Source organism: Streptococcus pseudopneumoniae (genome assembly GCF_001074975.1).
Lineage (GTDB): Bacteria > Bacillota > Bacilli > Lactobacillales > Streptococcaceae > Streptococcus > Streptococcus pseudopneumoniae_D.
Window position 1 is genome coordinate 1 of sequence record NZ_JUUO01000105.1, and the last position, 16665, is coordinate 16665.

General features: G+C 39.4%; 19 protein-coding genes, 1 tRNA gene and 1 pseudogene. 7 read left to right on the forward strand and 14 right to left on the reverse strand.

Annotated features, from left to right (window positions below):
* Positions 1 to 82: 82 nt before the first annotated feature.
* Entirely contained in the window at positions 83 to 460 is a 378-nt protein-coding gene (locus tag ADI86_RS05875; protein ID WP_080983190.1) for a DUF1934 domain-containing protein, read from the reverse strand.
* 71 nt (positions 461 to 531) lie between these two features.
* Here ADI86_RS05875 and ADI86_RS05880 point away from each other — a divergent pair, with 71 nt between their 5' ends.
* Both ADI86_RS05880 and yidA read left to right on the forward strand, forming a co-directional pair.
* Positions 532 to 1836, forward strand: coding sequence for an HD domain-containing protein (locus ADI86_RS05880; RefSeq protein ID WP_049532163.1), 1305 nt, complete (start codon positions 532 to 534; stop codon positions 1834 to 1836).
* Positions 1837 to 1848: 12 nt separating this feature from the next.
* Positions 1849 to 2655 (forward strand): sugar-phosphatase, encoded by an 807-nt coding sequence (yidA, locus tag ADI86_RS05885; protein ID WP_049532164.1) that lies wholly within the window; start codon positions 1849 to 1851, stop codon positions 2653 to 2655.
* 54 nt (positions 2656 to 2709) lie between these two features.
* Here the strand turns inward: yidA and ADI86_RS05890 are convergent.
* The 6 genes from ADI86_RS05890 to ADI86_RS05915 all read right to left on the reverse strand — a co-directional run bounded on the left by ADI86_RS05890 (position 2710) and on the right by ADI86_RS05915 (position 4809).
* A tRNA-Arg gene (locus ADI86_RS05890) sits at positions 2710 to 2781 on the reverse strand.
* Between the two features lie 42 nt (positions 2782 to 2823).
* On the reverse strand, positions 2824 to 3171 hold the full coding sequence (rplS, locus tag ADI86_RS05895; protein WP_001068669.1) for a 50S ribosomal protein L19: 348 nt from the start codon (positions 3169 to 3171) through the stop codon (positions 2824 to 2826).
* A 118-nt stretch (positions 3172 to 3289) separates the two neighbouring features.
* A complete protein-coding gene (gene crcB / locus ADI86_RS05900; protein ID WP_049532165.1) occupies positions 3290 to 3619 on the reverse strand; it encodes a fluoride efflux transporter CrcB in 330 nt (109 codons plus the stop codon).
* Positions 3613 to 3987, reverse strand: a complete 375-nt coding sequence (gene crcB, locus ADI86_RS05905; RefSeq protein WP_049532166.1) for a fluoride efflux transporter CrcB — start codon at positions 3985 to 3987, stop codon at positions 3613 to 3615. Before crcB (ADI86_RS05905) ends, crcB (ADI86_RS05900) begins: the two co-directional genes overlap by 7 nt.
* Entirely contained in the window at positions 3984 to 4250 is a 267-nt protein-coding gene (locus ADI86_RS05910; RefSeq protein ID WP_049532167.1) for a chorismate mutase, read from the reverse strand. Before ADI86_RS05910 ends, crcB (ADI86_RS05905) begins: the two co-directional genes overlap by 4 nt.
* 115 nt (positions 4251 to 4365) lie before the next feature.
* On the reverse strand, positions 4366 to 4809 hold the full coding sequence (locus ADI86_RS05915; RefSeq protein WP_049532168.1) for a flavodoxin: 444 nt from the start codon (positions 4807 to 4809) through the stop codon (positions 4366 to 4368).
* A gap of 103 nt (positions 4810 to 4912) precedes the next feature.
* On the opposite strand from ADI86_RS05915, the gene ADI86_RS05920 reads away from it, so the two are divergent.
* Both ADI86_RS05920 and ADI86_RS05925 read left to right on the forward strand, forming a co-directional pair.
* Complete coding sequence (locus ADI86_RS05920; RefSeq protein ID WP_049532169.1) at positions 4913 to 5848, forward strand: DHH family phosphoesterase; 936 nt, start codon at positions 4913 to 4915, stop codon at positions 5846 to 5848.
* A 95-nt stretch (positions 5849 to 5943) separates the two neighbouring features.
* A complete protein-coding gene (locus ADI86_RS05925) occupies positions 5944 to 6186 on the forward strand; it encodes a type B 50S ribosomal protein L31 (RefSeq protein ID WP_000710764.1) in 243 nt (80 codons plus the stop codon).
* Between the two features lie 295 nt (positions 6187 to 6481).
* Here the strand turns inward: ADI86_RS05925 and tatA are convergent, their stop codons facing one another.
* From tatA to ADI86_RS05960, 7 genes and pseudogenes are all read right to left on the reverse strand, one after another.
* Positions 6482 to 6652 carry a twin-arginine translocase TatA/TatE family subunit gene (gene tatA, locus ADI86_RS05930; RefSeq protein ID WP_000512112.1) on the reverse strand — a complete coding sequence of 57 codons (171 nt, stop codon included), beginning with the start codon at positions 6650 to 6652 and terminating at the stop codon, positions 6482 to 6484.
* A complete protein-coding gene (tatC, locus tag ADI86_RS05935; protein WP_049532170.1) occupies positions 6636 to 7367 on the reverse strand; it encodes a twin-arginine translocase subunit TatC in 732 nt (243 codons plus the stop codon). Before tatC ends, tatA begins: the two co-directional genes overlap by 17 nt.
* Positions 7360 to 9024: an FTR1 family protein gene (locus tag ADI86_RS05940; RefSeq protein WP_049532171.1), complete on the reverse strand. Its 1665-nt coding sequence runs from the start codon at positions 9022 to 9024 to the stop codon at positions 7360 to 7362. Before ADI86_RS05940 ends, tatC begins: the two co-directional genes overlap by 8 nt.
* Positions 9025 to 9031: 7 nt before the next feature.
* Positions 9032 to 10122 (reverse strand): annotated as a pseudogene (locus tag ADI86_RS05945) (Dyp-type peroxidase).
* A 41-nt stretch (positions 10123 to 10163) separates the two neighbouring features.
* Positions 10164 to 11036, reverse strand: a complete 873-nt coding sequence (gene efeO / locus ADI86_RS05950) for an iron uptake system protein EfeO (protein WP_049532172.1) — start codon at positions 11034 to 11036, stop codon at positions 10164 to 10166.
* A gap of 274 nt (positions 11037 to 11310) precedes the next feature.
* Positions 11311 to 12696, reverse strand: a complete 1386-nt coding sequence (locus ADI86_RS05955) for an N-acetylmuramoyl-L-alanine amidase (RefSeq protein WP_049532173.1) — start codon at positions 12694 to 12696, stop codon at positions 11311 to 11313.
* Between the two features lie 13 nt (positions 12697 to 12709).
* On the reverse strand, positions 12710 to 13615 hold the full coding sequence (locus tag ADI86_RS05960; RefSeq protein WP_049532174.1) for a helix-turn-helix domain-containing protein: 906 nt from the start codon (positions 13613 to 13615) through the stop codon (positions 12710 to 12712).
* A gap of 249 nt (positions 13616 to 13864) precedes the next feature.
* Between ADI86_RS05960 and ADI86_RS10680 the strand changes: the two genes are divergently transcribed.
* Genes ADI86_RS10680 through ADI86_RS05975 form a run of 3 tightly spaced genes read left to right on the forward strand, consistent with a single transcriptional unit; the run spans position 13865 to position 16661 of the window.
* Positions 13865 to 15235, forward strand: a complete 1371-nt coding sequence (locus ADI86_RS10680; protein WP_053092724.1) for an Ig-like domain-containing protein — start codon at positions 13865 to 13867, stop codon at positions 15233 to 15235.
* 46 nt (positions 15236 to 15281) lie between these two features.
* Entirely contained in the window at positions 15282 to 16163 is an 882-nt protein-coding gene (locus tag ADI86_RS10740) for an N-acetylmuramoyl-L-alanine amidase family protein (RefSeq protein ID WP_065428624.1), read from the forward strand.
* Positions 16164 to 16196: 33 nt separating this feature from the next.
* A complete protein-coding gene (locus tag ADI86_RS05975) occupies positions 16197 to 16661 on the forward strand; it encodes an NINE protein (protein ID WP_001045103.1) in 465 nt (154 codons plus the stop codon).
* Positions 16662 to 16665: the final 4 nt, after the last annotated feature.

A 16665-nucleotide genomic window follows, 5' to 3' on the forward strand; every position in this document is an offset into this window, starting at 1 on the left:
CGCGTTTTTCTCATACTAAATGCTAGGTGGTGAGAAACTGGAAGTTAGTTTTAGAAGTTACCAATTTGAAAAAGACAAGAGACTAGCCCCAAGCAATTTCCAATTGATAGCTGGCAAAGGGATGTCCCTCTTGATTTTGTAGTTGATAGTCTAAATAGATCTTTTGTCCATCCACTTGATAACGATTCGTTTGGATGATAAACTCCTGCATCCCCATGGGTGTGGGGATATAGGCTAAACTATCACTATCCTTTAGAAAGCGCATAATGGTCTTAGGGTTGGAAAATCGAGACATCACCAACTCTGTATCATTAAACTTGAGTACCACTTTTTCCTTCTCTTCATTGTAAAAAAGGAGATAGGAAAAATCACCTTTCTCACGTAACTCAACGTCATAAAGTTGGTCGATCACTTCCAATTGTTCATCAAATTGGATGGTATTTCTCATTCGAATCTTCACTTCAAGTCCTCTTTCTTCACTCTTATCCTACTATTTTACCAAAAACTGTGGCTTTTTGCTATAATGGTTTTATGAATGAAAAAGTATTTCGTGACCCTGTTCACAATTATATCCATGTTGATAATCAGATTATCTATGACTTAATCAATACCAAAGAATTTCAACGGCTTCGTCGTATCAAGCAGCTCGGAACATCCAGTTATACCTTTCATGGTGGAGAACATAGCCGTTTCTCTCACTGTCTAGGTGTTTACGAGATTGCACGTCGCATCACCGAAATTTTTGAGGAAAAGTATCCTAAAGAATGGGATTCCTCGGAGTCCCTCCTAACCATGACTGCAGCCCTGCTTCATGATCTAGGACATGGTGCCTATTCGCATACTTTTGAAAATCTCTTTGACACTGACCATGAGGCTATTACCCAGGAAATTATCCAAAGCCCTGATACAGAGATTCATCAGGTCCTTTTGCAGGTAGCACCAGACTTTCCAGAAAAGGTTGCCAGTGTCATAGACCATACCTACCCTAACAAGCAGGTTGTGCAACTCATTTCTAGTCAGATTGATGCAGACCGCATGGACTATCTCTTACGTGACTCCTATTTTACAGGGGCTTCTTATGGGGAATTTGACCTAACACGTATCTTACGAGTTATTCGCCCTATCGAAAACGGAATTGCTTTCCAACGAAACGGGATGCATGCCATCGAAGACTATGTTCTTAGTCGCTATCAAATGTATATGCAGGTTTATTTCCATCCAGCAACACGTGCTATGGAAGTACTTCTGCAGAATCTTTTGAAACGTGCTAAAGAACTTTATCCAGGAAACAAGGACTTCTTTATACTTACATCCCCACATCTACTGCCATTTTTCGAAAAAAATGTTAGCTTAGCTGACTATCTATCTTTGGATGACGGAGTTATGAATACCTATTTCCAACTATGGATGACCAGTTCTGACAAGATTTTAGCTGACCTGTCGCAGCGCTTTGTCAATCGCAAGGTTTTTAAATCTATCACCTTTTCACAAGAAGATCAAGAACAGCTTGCATCTATGAGAAAACTGGTAGAAGATATCGGCTTTGATCCCGACTACTACACTGCCATTCATAAGAATTTTGACCTCCCTTATGATATCTATCGTCCCGAATCTGAAAATCCACGGACACAGATTGAGATTTTACAAAAAAATGGAGAACTGGCCGAACTCTCTAGCCTGTCTCCTATCGTCCAATCCCTTGCTGGCAGTCGCCACGGAGACAATCGTTTCTATTTCCCAAAAGAAATGTTGGACCAAAACAGCATCTTCGCAAGCATCACTCAGCAATTTTTACACTTGATTGAGAACGATCATTTTACCTCAAATAAAAACTAAAAGAGGAACTATATGAGTATTAAACTAATCGCCGTCGATATCGATGGAACCCTTGTCAACAGTCAAAAGGAGATTACTCCTGAAGTCTTTTCTGCCATCCAAGATGCTAAACAAGCCGGCGTCAAAGTCGTGATTGCAACTGGTCGCCCTATCGCAGGTGTTGCCAAACTTCTGGACGACTTGCAATTGAGAGACGAGGGTGACTATGTCGTGACCTTCAACGGTGCCCTTGTCCAAGAAACTGCAACTGGCCATGAGATTATCAGTGAATCCTTGACCTATGAGGATTATCTAGATATGGAATTCCTCAGCCGTAAGCTCGGTGTCCACATGCACGCTATTACTAAGAACGGTATCTATACTGCCAATCGCAATATCGGAAAATACACAGTTCACGAATCAACCCTCGTCAGCATGCCCATCTTCTACCGTACACCTGAAGAAATGGCTGACAAGGAAATCGTCAAGTGTATGTTTATCGATGAACCAGAGATTCTGGATGCTGCGATCGAAAAGATACCAGCCGAATTTTACGAGCGCTACTCTATCAACAAGTCTGCTCCTTTCTACCTTGAACTCCTTAAAAAGAATGTAGATAAGGGTTCAGCTATTACTCACTTAGCTGAAAAACTAGGATTGACCAAAGATGAAACCATGGCGATCGGGGACGAAGAAAATGACCGCGCCATGCTGGAAGTCGTTGGTAATCCCGTTGTTATGGAAAATGGAAATCCAGAAATCAAAAAAATCGCCAAATACATCACTAAAACAAATGACGAATCTGGCGTCGCCCATGCCATCCGTACATGGGTACTGTAAAAGAAAAGAATAGACGAAAACCGCTCAGCTGAGCGGTTTTTAATAACTAATTACTGCCCCCTGCCGGAATCGAACCAGCAACTACTCCTTAGGAGGGAGTTGTTATATCCATTGAACTAAGGGAGCTAGATAAAAACTCTGCTGAAAAAGCAGAGTTTTTTAGTCGAATTAACGACGGATTTCTTTGATACGAGCTGCTTTACCTTGAAGAGCACGCAAGTAGTACAATTTCGCACGACGTACTTTACCGTAACGAACAACTTCGATTTTTTCAACACGTGGAGTGTGGATTGGGAAGATACGCTCAACACCTACACCGTTAGAGATTTTACGAACTGTGTAGTTTTCTGAGATACCAGCACCTTTACGTGCGATAACAACACCTTCAAAAATCTGGATACGTTCACGGTTACCTTCGACAACTTTCGCGTGTACACGAACAGTGTCACCAGGACGGAATGATGGGATATCTGTACGAAGTTGACCTTCAGTCAAGCTTTGGATTAATGGATTCATTTTATTCTCCTATCTTTGTCAATCTTGAGGAATCCTCCTCAGCGGATAAACTGTATTTTTGTGCGTCCATTACACACAAGATACAGTTTACCAAATTTCCACAAAAAAGTAAAGAAATTTATAGCAGAATTCCTAAAAAAATCGCAACTAAACCACCTAGGTAGGTCAAAGTCAGGTAAGAATAAAAGACCTTCTTATCACTTAACAGTCTTTGAAGTTCGTCATTCAAGGTCGAAAAAGTTGTTAAACCTCCGCAAAAGCCTGTTGCTAGAATAGCATAGACTTCCTTAGCTTCCACATGATTGTAGAATAATCCAATCAAAAAACACCCTAAAAGATTTGCAATCAGCGTTCCAAGTGGCAATTTAGAAGATTGATTATAGCGGGAAAAGAAATAACGTACTAGAGCTCCGAAGCCACAAGCAATTGCAAGATAGACCATTACCATTTTTTCCTCTCTAAATAGTAAGCTAAAAGCAGGCCTCCACCGATGCTCAAAAGCAAATACATAATCAAACTAAGATAACGCCCTGTATCCAGCAGTTTTACAGCGTCAAGCATGAGACTAGAAAAGGTTGTTAAACCACCACAAAAGCCCGTCCCCAGTGCTAAAATAATGCCTTTACTGGTCCCCTTATAGACCAGATAGCCTTTTACCAGATAGACCAAGCAGAAAATTCCTAGATAGTTGACAAGGAGGGTGCCCCAAGGAAAATCTGGACTAGCTGGCAACCAAGTAGAAACCAGGTAGCGAACCAGTCCGCCCAACATGGCAGCTAGAAAAATCCCTAGCGGATAAAATTGTTCTTTTTTCATTTGATATTTTGATCCTGATAATCACGCGAACGTTTGAGTATGTCCGAAAACGTTGCGACAACAGTCTCCTGATAGCGCTTGTTCTCTACACGATTTCTGACCTTTTCAAAAATAACTGCTTCTCTCTTGGTATCTAAAATCGGTTTCCCTGAAGTCTTCTTATAAGCCACAACCTCTTCAACTAAATTCATTCGTTCTTCTAGCAGTTTGACAATTTGGTCATCGATTTGATCAATTTCTTGCCGAATTCTATCTAAATCCATACAGTCTCCTCCTTTATTTGAATTATTGTATCAAAAAGCCACTAAATAGGCTAGTAAAATCCCAACTCATAATAAGAAAAATGCACTGATTGATTGCATCAGCGCACGTTCATGCTTATCCTACTTTAGCAGCCAATTCTTCTGCGAATTGTTCCAAGCGTTCAATGTCTTCTTCCTCAGCAGAAAGGTCAACTTTGACACACTCTGAACCTTTTTCTGCTCCTGTCGCTACAAAGACACGATCAAAGTCATCGACAGCTTTACAGAATTCGTCGTAGAAGGTGTCTCCTGAGCCGACCACTCCGTAGATTTTGCCATTCAAGTTGAGATCTGCAAGGTCTTCGTAGAAGTCCATCATCTCATCTGGCAATGCACCATCACCATAAGTATAGGTCGCAACGATAGCGATGTCTGCTTCCAAGAAGTCAGAAGCGTCAACCGTTGTACATTCGTCAACATCAACATCCAAGCCCAAGTCACGTAATTTGTCTGCTACAATATCTGCAATTTCTTCGGTATTACCGGTCATACTGGCAAATACAATTTTTGCTAATGCCATATCGTCCTCCTCAATTTATCTTTATCCATTATATCACATCTTTTTCATTTTAAAAATAAAAATTCTTGTGCTACAATGAAATGAGAAAGAATTGAGGTTATTTATGGAAATTTGCCATCAAATTTTAGAAAAAATTAAAGAATACGACACGATTATCATTCATAGACATATGAAACCAGACCCAGATGCCTTAGGAAGTCAGGTGGGATTGAAAGCTCTTCTCAAACATCATTTCCCAGAAAAAACCATCAAAGCCGTTGGTTTTGATGAACCAACTCTTACTTGGATGGCTGAGATGGATCTTGTTGAAGATAGTGCCTACCAAGGAGCCCTTGTCATCGTCTGTGATACGGCAAATACTGCTCGTATTGATGATAAGCGCTATAGTCAAGGTGATTTTCTCATTAAGATTGACCACCATCCAAATGATGATGTATATGGTGACCTATCTTGGGTGGATACTAGTTCAAGTAGCGCTAGTGAGATGATTACTCTATTTGCTGAAACAACCCAACTGGCCTTATCAGATCAAGCTGCTGAGTTGCTCTTTGCAGGAATCGTTGGTGATACAGGTCGTTTCCTCTACCCTTCTACGACTGCACGCACCCTCCGTCTGGCTGCCTCTCTGAGAGAACATAACTTTGACTTTGCGGCTCTCACTCGCAAAATGGACACTATGAGTTACAAAATCGCTAAACTTCAAGGCTACATCTACGACCATCTGGAAGTGGATGAAAACGGTGCAGCTCGCGTTATCCTGAGTCAGGAAGTCTTGAAACAATTCAATGTAACCGATGCTGAAACAGCTGCTATTGTTGGAGCACCAGGACGCATTGACAGTGTCAGTCTCTGGGGAATTTTTGTAGAACAGGTTGATGGCCACTACCGCGTTCGCTTACGCAGTAAAATCCATCCTATCAATGAAATTGCCAAGGAGCATGATGGTGGAGGCCACCCTCTAGCAAGCGGTGCTAATTCCTATAGCCTAGAGGAAAACGAAATCATCTACCAAAAATTAAAAAACTTGCTTAAAAACTGATAAAATACTTGCCAAACTTTTCAGAATCTGATAGACTAGTATGGTAACAATCTATGGCTCGCAAAGAGACCATGGCAGAAAGGAAATATTGCAAAATGAAAAAAGATATCCATCCAGAATATCGCCCAGTTGTCTTCATGGACACAACTACTGGTTACCAATTCCTTAGCGGTTCAACAAAACGCTCTAACGAAACAGTTGAGTTCGAAGGCGAAACTTACCCATTGATCCGTGTGGAAATTTCATCAGACTCACACCCATTCTACACTGGACGTCAAAAGTTCACTCAAGCAGATGGACGCGTGGATCGTTTCAACAAAAAATACGGTCTCAAATAATCATAAAAAGAACAGTTTCGACTGTTCTTTTTTCTTTCTTCAAATCAACTGCTGTTTACATGTTCCAAACTCATACTCTTCGAAAATCAAATTCAAACCACGTCAGCGTCGCCTTACCGTAGATATATGTAACTGACTTCGTCAGTCTTATCTACAACCTCAAAACAATGCTTTGAGCAACCTGCGGCTAGCTTTCTAGTTTACTCTTTGATTTTCATTGAGTATCAAAAAAACTTTGCACTCTCGATAGCCACACGATGGTTTCTAGAGTACAAAGTTTTTTATTAGACAAGGTTTAGTCTTCCTTATCTTGATTTTCAGTTCCTTTAACTGCTTTTTTAAATTCAGATAGCATTTTACCGATTGACTCACCTAGTTCAGGCAATCTCTTTGGTCCAAAGATCAAGAGAGCTCCTAAAACGATGATAATCAATCCTGGTGCTCCGATATCACGTAAGATTCCCATTTCTCGCTCCTTTCTGCTTGCGTTTCATAATGTATTTGCTGATAGCAATACTCAATTCATAGAGTAATATCAAGGGGGCAGTCATTGCCAAATCACTGACAAAGTCGGCCGGTGTCAAGATGACTGCAAGTACCAATAAGATAAAATAGGCGTATCGGCGATAAGCAATCAATAACTCTGGGCCAATGAGGCCAATCGACGTCAAAAAGGCAATGATAACTGGCAATTCAAAAATCAGGGCCAAGGGCAAGGTCGTTTGAAAAACAAAGGACAGATAATTTTGGGCGGTTAACTGCGTTTCAAATAATCCTTCTCCTAGCCCTAATAAAACCTGAAGTAAGGCTGGTGTTACAAAGTAAAAACCAAAAGCCAGTCCAACTAGAAAACAAAGGAAAGTAGCTGGAATATAGGCAAAAACTGCTCTAGCTTCTTCCTTCTTCAGACCAGGTTTAATAAAAGACCAAATATGATAAACTGTGTAGGGTAAGGTGATGGTAAAGGCCATCAGACTAGCCAAACGTATGTATATCCATAAAATATCATTAGGGCCTAAAACAATCAACTTTTGCTGAAAAGATTGGGTCACATACTGATAAATCTGGTCTGCAAAAAGCAGAGAGACACAGAATACCAAAAAGAAACAAATGACTACTGCCAATAATCTCTTTCTAAATTCTACCAGATGTTCAACGATTGTCAATTCTTTTCTATCCATCGTATTCTTCACCCTGTCTGAAAGTGACTATCAAGACAATAATAACAAAGACTAGCTGGCTGGTCAAGCCTTCCCAACTTGGATAAATTCCAAGCAGGTCTATTGTTGGAAAGCCTGTCAGCAAGTGATTTGGTGCCATATTGGTCAACTGAAGAGCGTGGACACTAACTCCCAGCATCTTGAAAGCCAGAGCATAAATCATCCAAGTTAGGATAAAGAAGACTTTATGTGGCAGGAAGAATTGACTGGCCTTGTTCATCACGATGGCAATAATTACCAGAACCAGCAAGGCAAGTGAAATTCCCAAGACAAATTCAAAGCTAGAAATTCTTGGTAAAATCCCAACATAAAAGAGAATGGTTTCTGCTCCCTCACGGAAAACAGCTAGAAAACTGAGGGCAAACATGGAAATAAAAGAACCTGTCTTGGTCACTGTTTCCATTTGTGACTCCATAAAAGCATTCCATTTTTTGACTGAGGATTTGCTATGAAGCCAGATTCCAATCAAAATCATCATAGCTACCGCAAAAATCCCCACTGCTCCTTCGATGATTTCACGATTGGAACCCGATGTGACTGCTGGAAAGGCAATTTGCAGGATAAAGGCAATAACCAGACTGGCCATGATTCCAGTGATAGCACCACTATAAACCCACTTGAGCCCTTTTCGCATCTTGGCTGCTTTCAAGGTTGTTACCAAGGCCATAACGATTAAAAGGGCCTCTACACCTTCTCTAAGAAGAATTAACATGGCATCAAAGGCATTGTAACGTGCGCTAGTATCAATTTGGGATAAATCTGCAATCAGTATTTCTAATTTTTCTTGGTATTCCTTCTCACTTCCCTTGACCATAATCACAGGGCTTTCGCTTTCCACTCGTGTATAGAGGGAAGGATTAGTCGTGCTAACAGAACCCTCAATCGTTGGCCAGATAGTAATAAATTCCTTCATAGTAGCAGCTCCTGATGCTTGACCACTAGCTTGGAATTGTTCCAAAGCCTTCTTCAAAAGGGCAATTCCGTCTTTGAGAGTCAAATCAGAAGATGTTGCTGCGACTTCTTTTCCAGCTACAAAATCATCAATAGCCTTTTTTAAGTCCTCAAAGGAAGTCTGGATGGAGTTAAAATCAGTAGGCTCGGTTTCCATGCTACTACGCAGGAAGGAAATAGCTGTTTCAACACGTCCATAATGGGCCGTACTATTGTCACGAACCACACTTTCATTGATGGTCCAAGTGGAATTCATTTTCTTAAAGGCTTCACGGAGCTTTTCCAAATCTTTGGAGGCAATGGCTTGTTCCAAAGCTTCAAAACGAGGACTTAGACGGTTGACCAATTTTTCCTTTTCAGCATCTAGGTCAACAGGATTTTGTTCTTTTTCAAAGGCTAATAGGGCTGCAGAAATTTTAGTAAGTTTGTCTTCAGTAATCTCGCCTGATTGGGCTAACTTTTCCTTAACAAGCTTACCAGCCTCAGAATCCTTATTTTCTACTTTTTCGAAGTCTGTTGCCATCTCCGTAACGAGTTTCTGTGCCTCAAACTGATTGGCATTTTTGACCGCTTTGGACGCATCTGTGATTTTCACAAAGTAAGAACTCAAGCTTTCTTGGGCACCTACTGGGGAAAGAATTAAAAATGACAAAGCTAAAAACAGCAGTCAGCTTTTAGCCTTCCAATAATTTCTGACCAATATAGCCTCCTTTCTCCACACCACCAAAGCAAGCAAAGAGGCCACTACCAATGTGAGTGATGTATTCATTCATCTTATCTGTAGCACCTAGATTGGTTTGAACCTTGACAAAATTATCAGGATCCTTCTGGAAAGAAATGAAGAGCAAGCCTGTGTCAAACTGGCCAGTTTTTTCATCAATTCCATCCGAATAAGAATAAGAACGACGTAAAAGGGGCTTGTCCACTTCCTTAGCCAAACGAACATGCGAATCATCGGGCAAAAGACTCAAATCTACTTCATCAAATTCATTTTTCTTACCAAAGGGAGCAGCACTTTCCTTGTAACGGCCAAAGGTATTTTCTTGTTCTTCAAGACTAGTACGGTCCCAGGTCTCTAAAAACATCTGAATCCGACGAACTGCCATATAAGATCCATTTTCCATCCAGTCCTTACTATCAGCCCAGATGACGCGGTCAAAGTCTTTCTCCTTGGTTGGATTTGCTGTTCCATCTTTAAAACCAAAGAGGTTACGTGGAGTCTCCATTCGATCTCCGATGGCAGCAAATCCAGACTGACTCCAACGAAGGGTCACCGCATTTCTGCCCTTACGAATGAGGTTGCGAATAGCATGAAAGGTAACCTGCTCATCATCTGCACAGGCCTGGATGACAATATCTCCACCAGTATATTTTTTACGTAATTGCTCTTTAGGAAAAGGCGGTAAATCCCTGAACACTTGAGGACGCTTGTTTTCCAAGTTCATCTTTTTCAAGAAACTCGCAGATACACCAAAAGTCAGCGTCAAACGATGAGGATTGAGCCCAACTGTTTCACCAGTATCGCTAGGAGGCAAGAGAGTATTCTGTCTATCTTTTTTGACCAATTCCCCCTCTACTAACTTGGCACTATAATCCGTCCAATCCCAGCTTGATGTTTGCCATAAAAAGCAATTTTTTCATTTCCGTACGAGATTTTTTCCTGACTTCCTAGCTTAGGTGCGAAAAAAGCAGAAGCACCAGAGAGTCCTAGCGCTAAACCAGCCCCTCCAATCCCTGCTTTTTTTAGAAATTCTCGACGGTCCATTTTCTTTTCAAAAAACTTTTCGTCTTTTTCAGTTATGACTCTTATTCTCCACTAAGAAATTTACCCATTTGTGACCGAGGCTCACCCAGTTTTGTAAAAGCTTCTGACAATTCTTTAGTATCTTCTTTTGTCAAATCAGTATAGAGTTTGTATTGTTCCTTGTCTGTCATATGTTTGTCCAGCAAACTATTAACCGACTTGAAATCTGCTTCCAATTCTTTAACTAGGTTAGCGTCTGATTTTTCAAGCAATGGTTTAAAGAGTTGGAAAATCTTCTCAGCTCCCTCAATATTGGCACGGAAGTCATACAAGTCTGTGTGAGAATAAATTTCCTCTTCACCTGTAATCTTGCTTGTTGCCACTTCGTTAAGCAAGTCAACTGCTCCTGTCAACATGACCTTGTAGTCCACATCCACAGTTGCAATCTTGGCTTTCAATTCCTTGATATCATTAACCAACTGATCGCCGTAGCTTTCAGTTCCTTTAGTGGTATTGTCTTCCCAAAGAATACGCTCGATGCGGTGGAAACCTGACCAACCTTCTTCTGTCTTGTTTTCGTCCATATAGTCTGCCAAACGGAAGTCAATCTTGACATCTGACTCACCAAAACTTTCGGCAATTGGTTCTGAACGCTCATAAGACATACGAATCAGTGGATAAATCTTCTTGGCTTCTTCTAGCTTTCCTTCTTTCAACAGTTTGACAAAGCCTTCCGTATCTGTCAACAGTTTATCGATTTGCTCTTGCACAAAAGTCTCATAGTCAGCAGTGGCCTTATCAAGCATTTTTTGCTTGTCTTCAGACAAGGCTGTCACCTTAGATGAATCGGTTGTATCTGCTGATTTTTCAAACCTAACAGCACAAGCAATTAATAGTAAGGCTGAAGATAAAAGGACAAAACCCAGTTTTTTCATTGTTTACTCCTATCGATTCAGGAAACCTGAATTAATTTTATACTCTTCGAAAATCAAATTCAAACCACGTCAGCTTCGCCTTGCCGTACTCAAGTACAGCCTGCGGCTAGCTTCCTAGTTTGCTCTTTGATTTTCATTGAGTATTATGTTTCATTATACCACGTTTTCACTCATTTTTCATTAAATTGTCAGACAATTTAATGTTATGAATAGCATTACAAATTCAAAAAACTAAGCCTAGGAAAATCTCCAAAGCTTAGTTTGATGTAGTTTCTTAATTTCCGACGTAATATTTTTGAATTCCTTTAACAATGCCTTCAACTAACTTATCTTGGTATTGGTCACTACGGATTCGTTGGTTTTCTTCTGAATTATCCATATAACCCAACTCCAATAGCACAGCAGGTTTCGCAGTCTCACGAAGAACAGCAAAGGTGGCTTGCAGAAGCCCAGCATCTCTAGCTCCTGTCTCAGCCAAGAGAGATGAATGAAGGTCAGCAGCCAAACGATTACTTTCACTCATACGGTCTGGATTATTATGCCAGTATTGATTAATCTTGCTCGGGTAACCCGCTTCTTCCTTATAAGAATAAGTTTGTATTCCCAGATTCAGTGTTGTATCATTCCCAGTAGCGTTAAAATGAATACTAATAAAGAAGTCTGCATTCGTTTTATTAACCATACGAGAACGCTCTGTCACAAAGTCAACATCTACATCACTATCACGAGATGTTAGAACTGTGTAGCCAAGTTCTTCTAAACGTTTCCGTAATTTACGAGAGACCTGTAGATTCAAATCTTTTTCAGCTATTCCATAATAGTAAGCACCCGAATCACGTCCACCATGCCCTGGATCTAGGAAAATAGTTTTACTATAGTGCCCCTTTTCAAATCCTTTTGGAAGTTCTTGCACCCATTTACCATTATCTTTGAAAAAATGACTACTTCCATTAATGGTATAAGTTCCAGTGACATAAACGCCATCTTCTTTAAGATAATACCAAGCTTTATAATCTTGATCATAAAGCCACTCTTTGTGAGCCATGTAGCCACCAGATTTTAGATAGTAAGAGCCAACCCATTGCCGTTCAGCATAGTGTCCGCCTAACTTGAGATAAAACCAGCTAGAGTAGTTAGGATCGTACACCCATTCTTTATCTGCCATAGCCCCACTGGATTTTAGGTAATAATTTCCCTTCCAGGTATTAGCCATCATGGCACCATTTTGATCAAATGCATACCACTTACCATTGATTTGACTCCATTGGTTAGACAGATATTTGCCTGAACCATTGGCGTAGTACCACTTGTTAGCCATCTGATACCAGCTATTTTCAAGTAAGTAACCATTCTTATCAAATAGGTAGCCCTCATAAAGAGTATCTGTAAATTTGACACCTGTTTGACTATAATAAGCCCACTTCCCATCTTCTTTTACCCAACCAGTTTGTAGCTTAGACTCAGTAGGAAGAGTTGACTTTGTCTCCTGCTCACTCGAACTAGGAGTCGTTGGTTGATTTTCTGTAGTTGCTTGAGAAGCATTTGCAGAGCTAGTAGTTGAACTACCGATAGCATTACTATCATCATTAGCTAGAACCGTTTGGCTAGTGAATCCAAGAAGAGCCAAAACAAGAATCGTAAATTTCTTATATAATTTCATTTATTTAACCTTTCTAGGGGAATGGAATCCCTGTTTTATTGAGTTCTTTGACTTCCTTGATGAAGGAATTTTTTAGGGATAAAATTTCATTTTCTGGAAATAAAACTTTCATAGTATCAAGATGTTGGATAATCTGATGTCCCAGTTTTATCCCCTCTGTTTTATTTTGTCTAAGAAGATTATACACCTCATACATCTTGATAGTCATAAAAGGATATAAAGGCAAATAGTAACCAGTATGAGCAAAAATCCTGCAATACTTTATGCGATACAATTCAATTTTATCTATCAGTTGTTGTGCCAAGTCATAATAAGCATTTTCAGAATAGTATTTAACAATTGTTCGCAGTACATCCACCAACATATGAGTTTGATTTGTAGCTAAAGGAAGGCTACTTGTAAGAATTTCAAAAACTTCTTTTTCTTTTTGTTGATACATTTGAAGTGGAAAATCAAATAAAGTGCCTAAGCGTTGAAATACATGAAAATCAAAAGGTAACCAGTAATCCATTGAAAACAACTGTTCTTTTAGTTGTTCAAGGATTTTCCAATCCTCTTCAGTTAGCATTTTTTCAGTAGATATGAGAGTTAATAAATGAAGGAAATTTCTAACATAAGGATTTTCATCATCTTTGACTGTCTCTTTCGCATCATCAGACTCCAAGGTTCTATCATTTCTATGTTCGACTAATTTGGTTGTCTCTTCATTTTGCATAGAAACCACAAGGATGATGTCTTCATTAGAAACAATATTCAAATTCTCAAAGATTTTAAAAAAAGTATCTGTTTTAATCATAGCTTCGCCTTTTTCAAACTTACTTAGATTATTAGGGCTAATCGCTGTACCAGCTACTTGTTTTAAAGTAAATCCTCTTTCTTCTCTCATCTTTTTAAGCGCGGGGCCGAAATTTGTAGACATATCTTTCTCCCTTATTTTATTTTAACTTCACTTTTATATTATACACTAATCATAAGTAAATAGGAGAAAAACTACGAAAACGTTCTATTCCACCTTGATTTTGGGGTGTTGATATAGAAAAACATATTTTTTCGTAGTTTTTTTAAATTTTATAAAGTTTCTTAGTATACTAAAGGTAAATTATTATAAAGGAGATGGTGAAATTAACTTATCATAAAACATTTATAAGAAAAATCAAGAGGAGACAAAATGAACAAACAAACTAAAAAATTCGCACTTGCAACTATCTCAGCTCTATCACTCCTTGGCGCTGGAGTCATCACAACTAATCAAGTATCAGCTAGTGAACACATAGTATTAGGGCGCGACTTCAGAGGTTCAGAAATAAACCCATCTAGTGTCCGTACTTCAAATGGATTACAAGTTGTAGGCATCAAAGGAACATTTGCAACGCCGGACAAGCAAACGATTGTGGACCGTATTAACGCGATTCGTAAAGAAGCTTATGATGAAGGTTTAGTCGACCGCTATGTTCCAGTTAAATGGTCGAATTCATTGGAGCGAGCATCGTTGAGACGCGCGTCAGAAGCATCTTTAGCAGATATCCCTCATCATCGTTTAACAGGCGAAGAATTATATTCTGGTGAATATTCTGATAATTTTGCACATTTGGCGGGAAATCTAGCTTGGAATCGTCAAGGTTTGATGAAAGCTATTGAACAATTTTATGACGAAAAACAAGATTTAGGGAAAAGTGGAGCAGTTACAGGACACTATGAACATATGATTGACCCTCGATGGACAACAGTCGCCATGTCTGCATTCATGAGACCAAAAGATAGTGATCGTCACGTTCAGTATTACGAAATATCTCAACTTTTCGCTGAAAATTCTGGGGACTCTGACAACTTAGTCGGCGATTATGGTGACTCTATTTTATATACAGAAGCAAATCCATCTGATATCAAGGACATTTCTTTGCAAAATAATTTAGTTTTGAAACCGACGACATCGACTCAAATAAATTTGATAGGATATTTTAAAATCAAATTTAAGTCGTACGAAGTCATCATTCCGACGAATCGTGACTGGTCTAGCAGTGATACTTCTGTAGCAACAATTGACCGAGACGGAAACATTACCGCTCACAAATCGGGTACTACTACTATTACAGTTACATCAGACGGTAAAACGTATTCTACGACTGTAACAGTATCAGATAATGCAAGTTCTAACACTTCATCTGCACAAGATATTAAATACGGTAGCTGGATTCGTTCTGGTTCTCGCTGGTGGTTTAAATATACCGACGGCTCTTACAAAACTAACGGCTGGGAAAAAATCAATGGTGTTTGGTATCGATTTGACAACTCTGGATGGATGCAAACTGGCTGGGTAAAAGACGGTAGCTGGTACTATCTTGACTGTTCAGGTGCTATGAAGACTGGTTGGCTAAAAGATAACGGTAACTGGTACTACCTTGATAGCTCAGGTGCTATGAAAACGGGCTGGTTTACAGTTTCTGGCAAATGGTACTATGCCTATAGCTCTGGAGCACTCGCAATCAATACGACTACTCCTGACGGTTACCGTGTCAATGCCAACGGTGAGTGGGTCTAGGATAAGATTATAAAAAATAGATAAAAAGAAAAGGAATACAAAAATTATGAAAAAAATCGTTTTAACTACTACAGCAGTTTTATCACTCCTAGCAACAGGAGCTACAATTTCAAGTGTCAACGCCTCAAGTAGTCCAGCACCTCAAACAAACACTCAGTCAGATAGTATTATTGCAACAGATGTGACTCTTGTAGAGAAAAGAGAAGCAAAAATTCAAAGAGCAGTTGATGATTTATCTAAACAGGCAATTAGTATACAATTGGTTGATGAAAATTATAGTAGTAATTTTAAAAATCAATTCCCAAACTTTTTTGAAAAACGTCTAAAAGGACAAGTGTACGTTGATGGAAAACAAGTTACATTTAAGGCAACAAATTTTGGAATCTATAGTATGAACTTTGAGTCAAAAGGGGTTCGATACAAAGCGACAGTAGATGTGAGAGAAAATGTAGGTAAAGGTCTTGCTTTCTACATTTACCTAACTAAACTAGAAGTTTTATCAACTAATCAAACTTCTGGGAATACAACTACTCCAGCATCTTCCCCTACAACTCCAACACCAACAAAAACAGACCGTTGGGTTCAAGCTGGTTCTCGCTGGTGGTTCAAGCATTCCGACGGCTCTTACACAACTAACGGCTGGGAAAAAATCAATGGTGTTTGGTATCGATTTGACAACTCTGGCTGGATGCAAACAGGCTGGGTGAAAGACGGTAGCTGGTACTATCTCGACGGTTCAGGTGCTATGAAGACTGGCTGGCTCAAAGATAATGGTAGCTGGTACTATCTTCAAGACTCAGGTGCAATGAAAACTGGCTGGATGAAAGTATCTGGTAAATGGTACTATGCCTATAGCTCTGGTGCCCTCGCACTCAATACGACGACCCCTGATGGCTATCGTGTCAATTACAACGGTGAGTGGGTTTAACATACAATAGGAATAAATTAAGGAGACAATTATATGAACAAAGTTATAAAAATTGAAGATGAAACAGTTTATGTTGGAAAAGGTAATAATGGTCAATTTACTGCAATTTCAAGAAAAAGTTTTGGTTTTGAACCACAAGTAGGTGATTATGTAGAATTTTATCAAAATGGTGACGACTATATTGTTTCAAAAATAGATAACACATCTCCAGCCGCCTCTAGTCAACATTCAAATGGAGTAAGTGATAAATCTAAACTGGCCGCAGCCTTATTTGCCCTATTTTTAGGGGCGTTTGGTGCCTACGATTTTTACATTGGAAATACTAAACAAGGATACAAGCGTATCGTTCTAACTCTGCTAGTTATTATTCCTATTTTAATGCCATTTGTTTTACTAGCAAATGCTATTTGGAATATTATGATTACTATTCAAGTTTTAACGTCTAAAACTGGTAGTAAATGGCACCAAGATGCCCAAGGCTTAGAATTACAAGATTAAATAT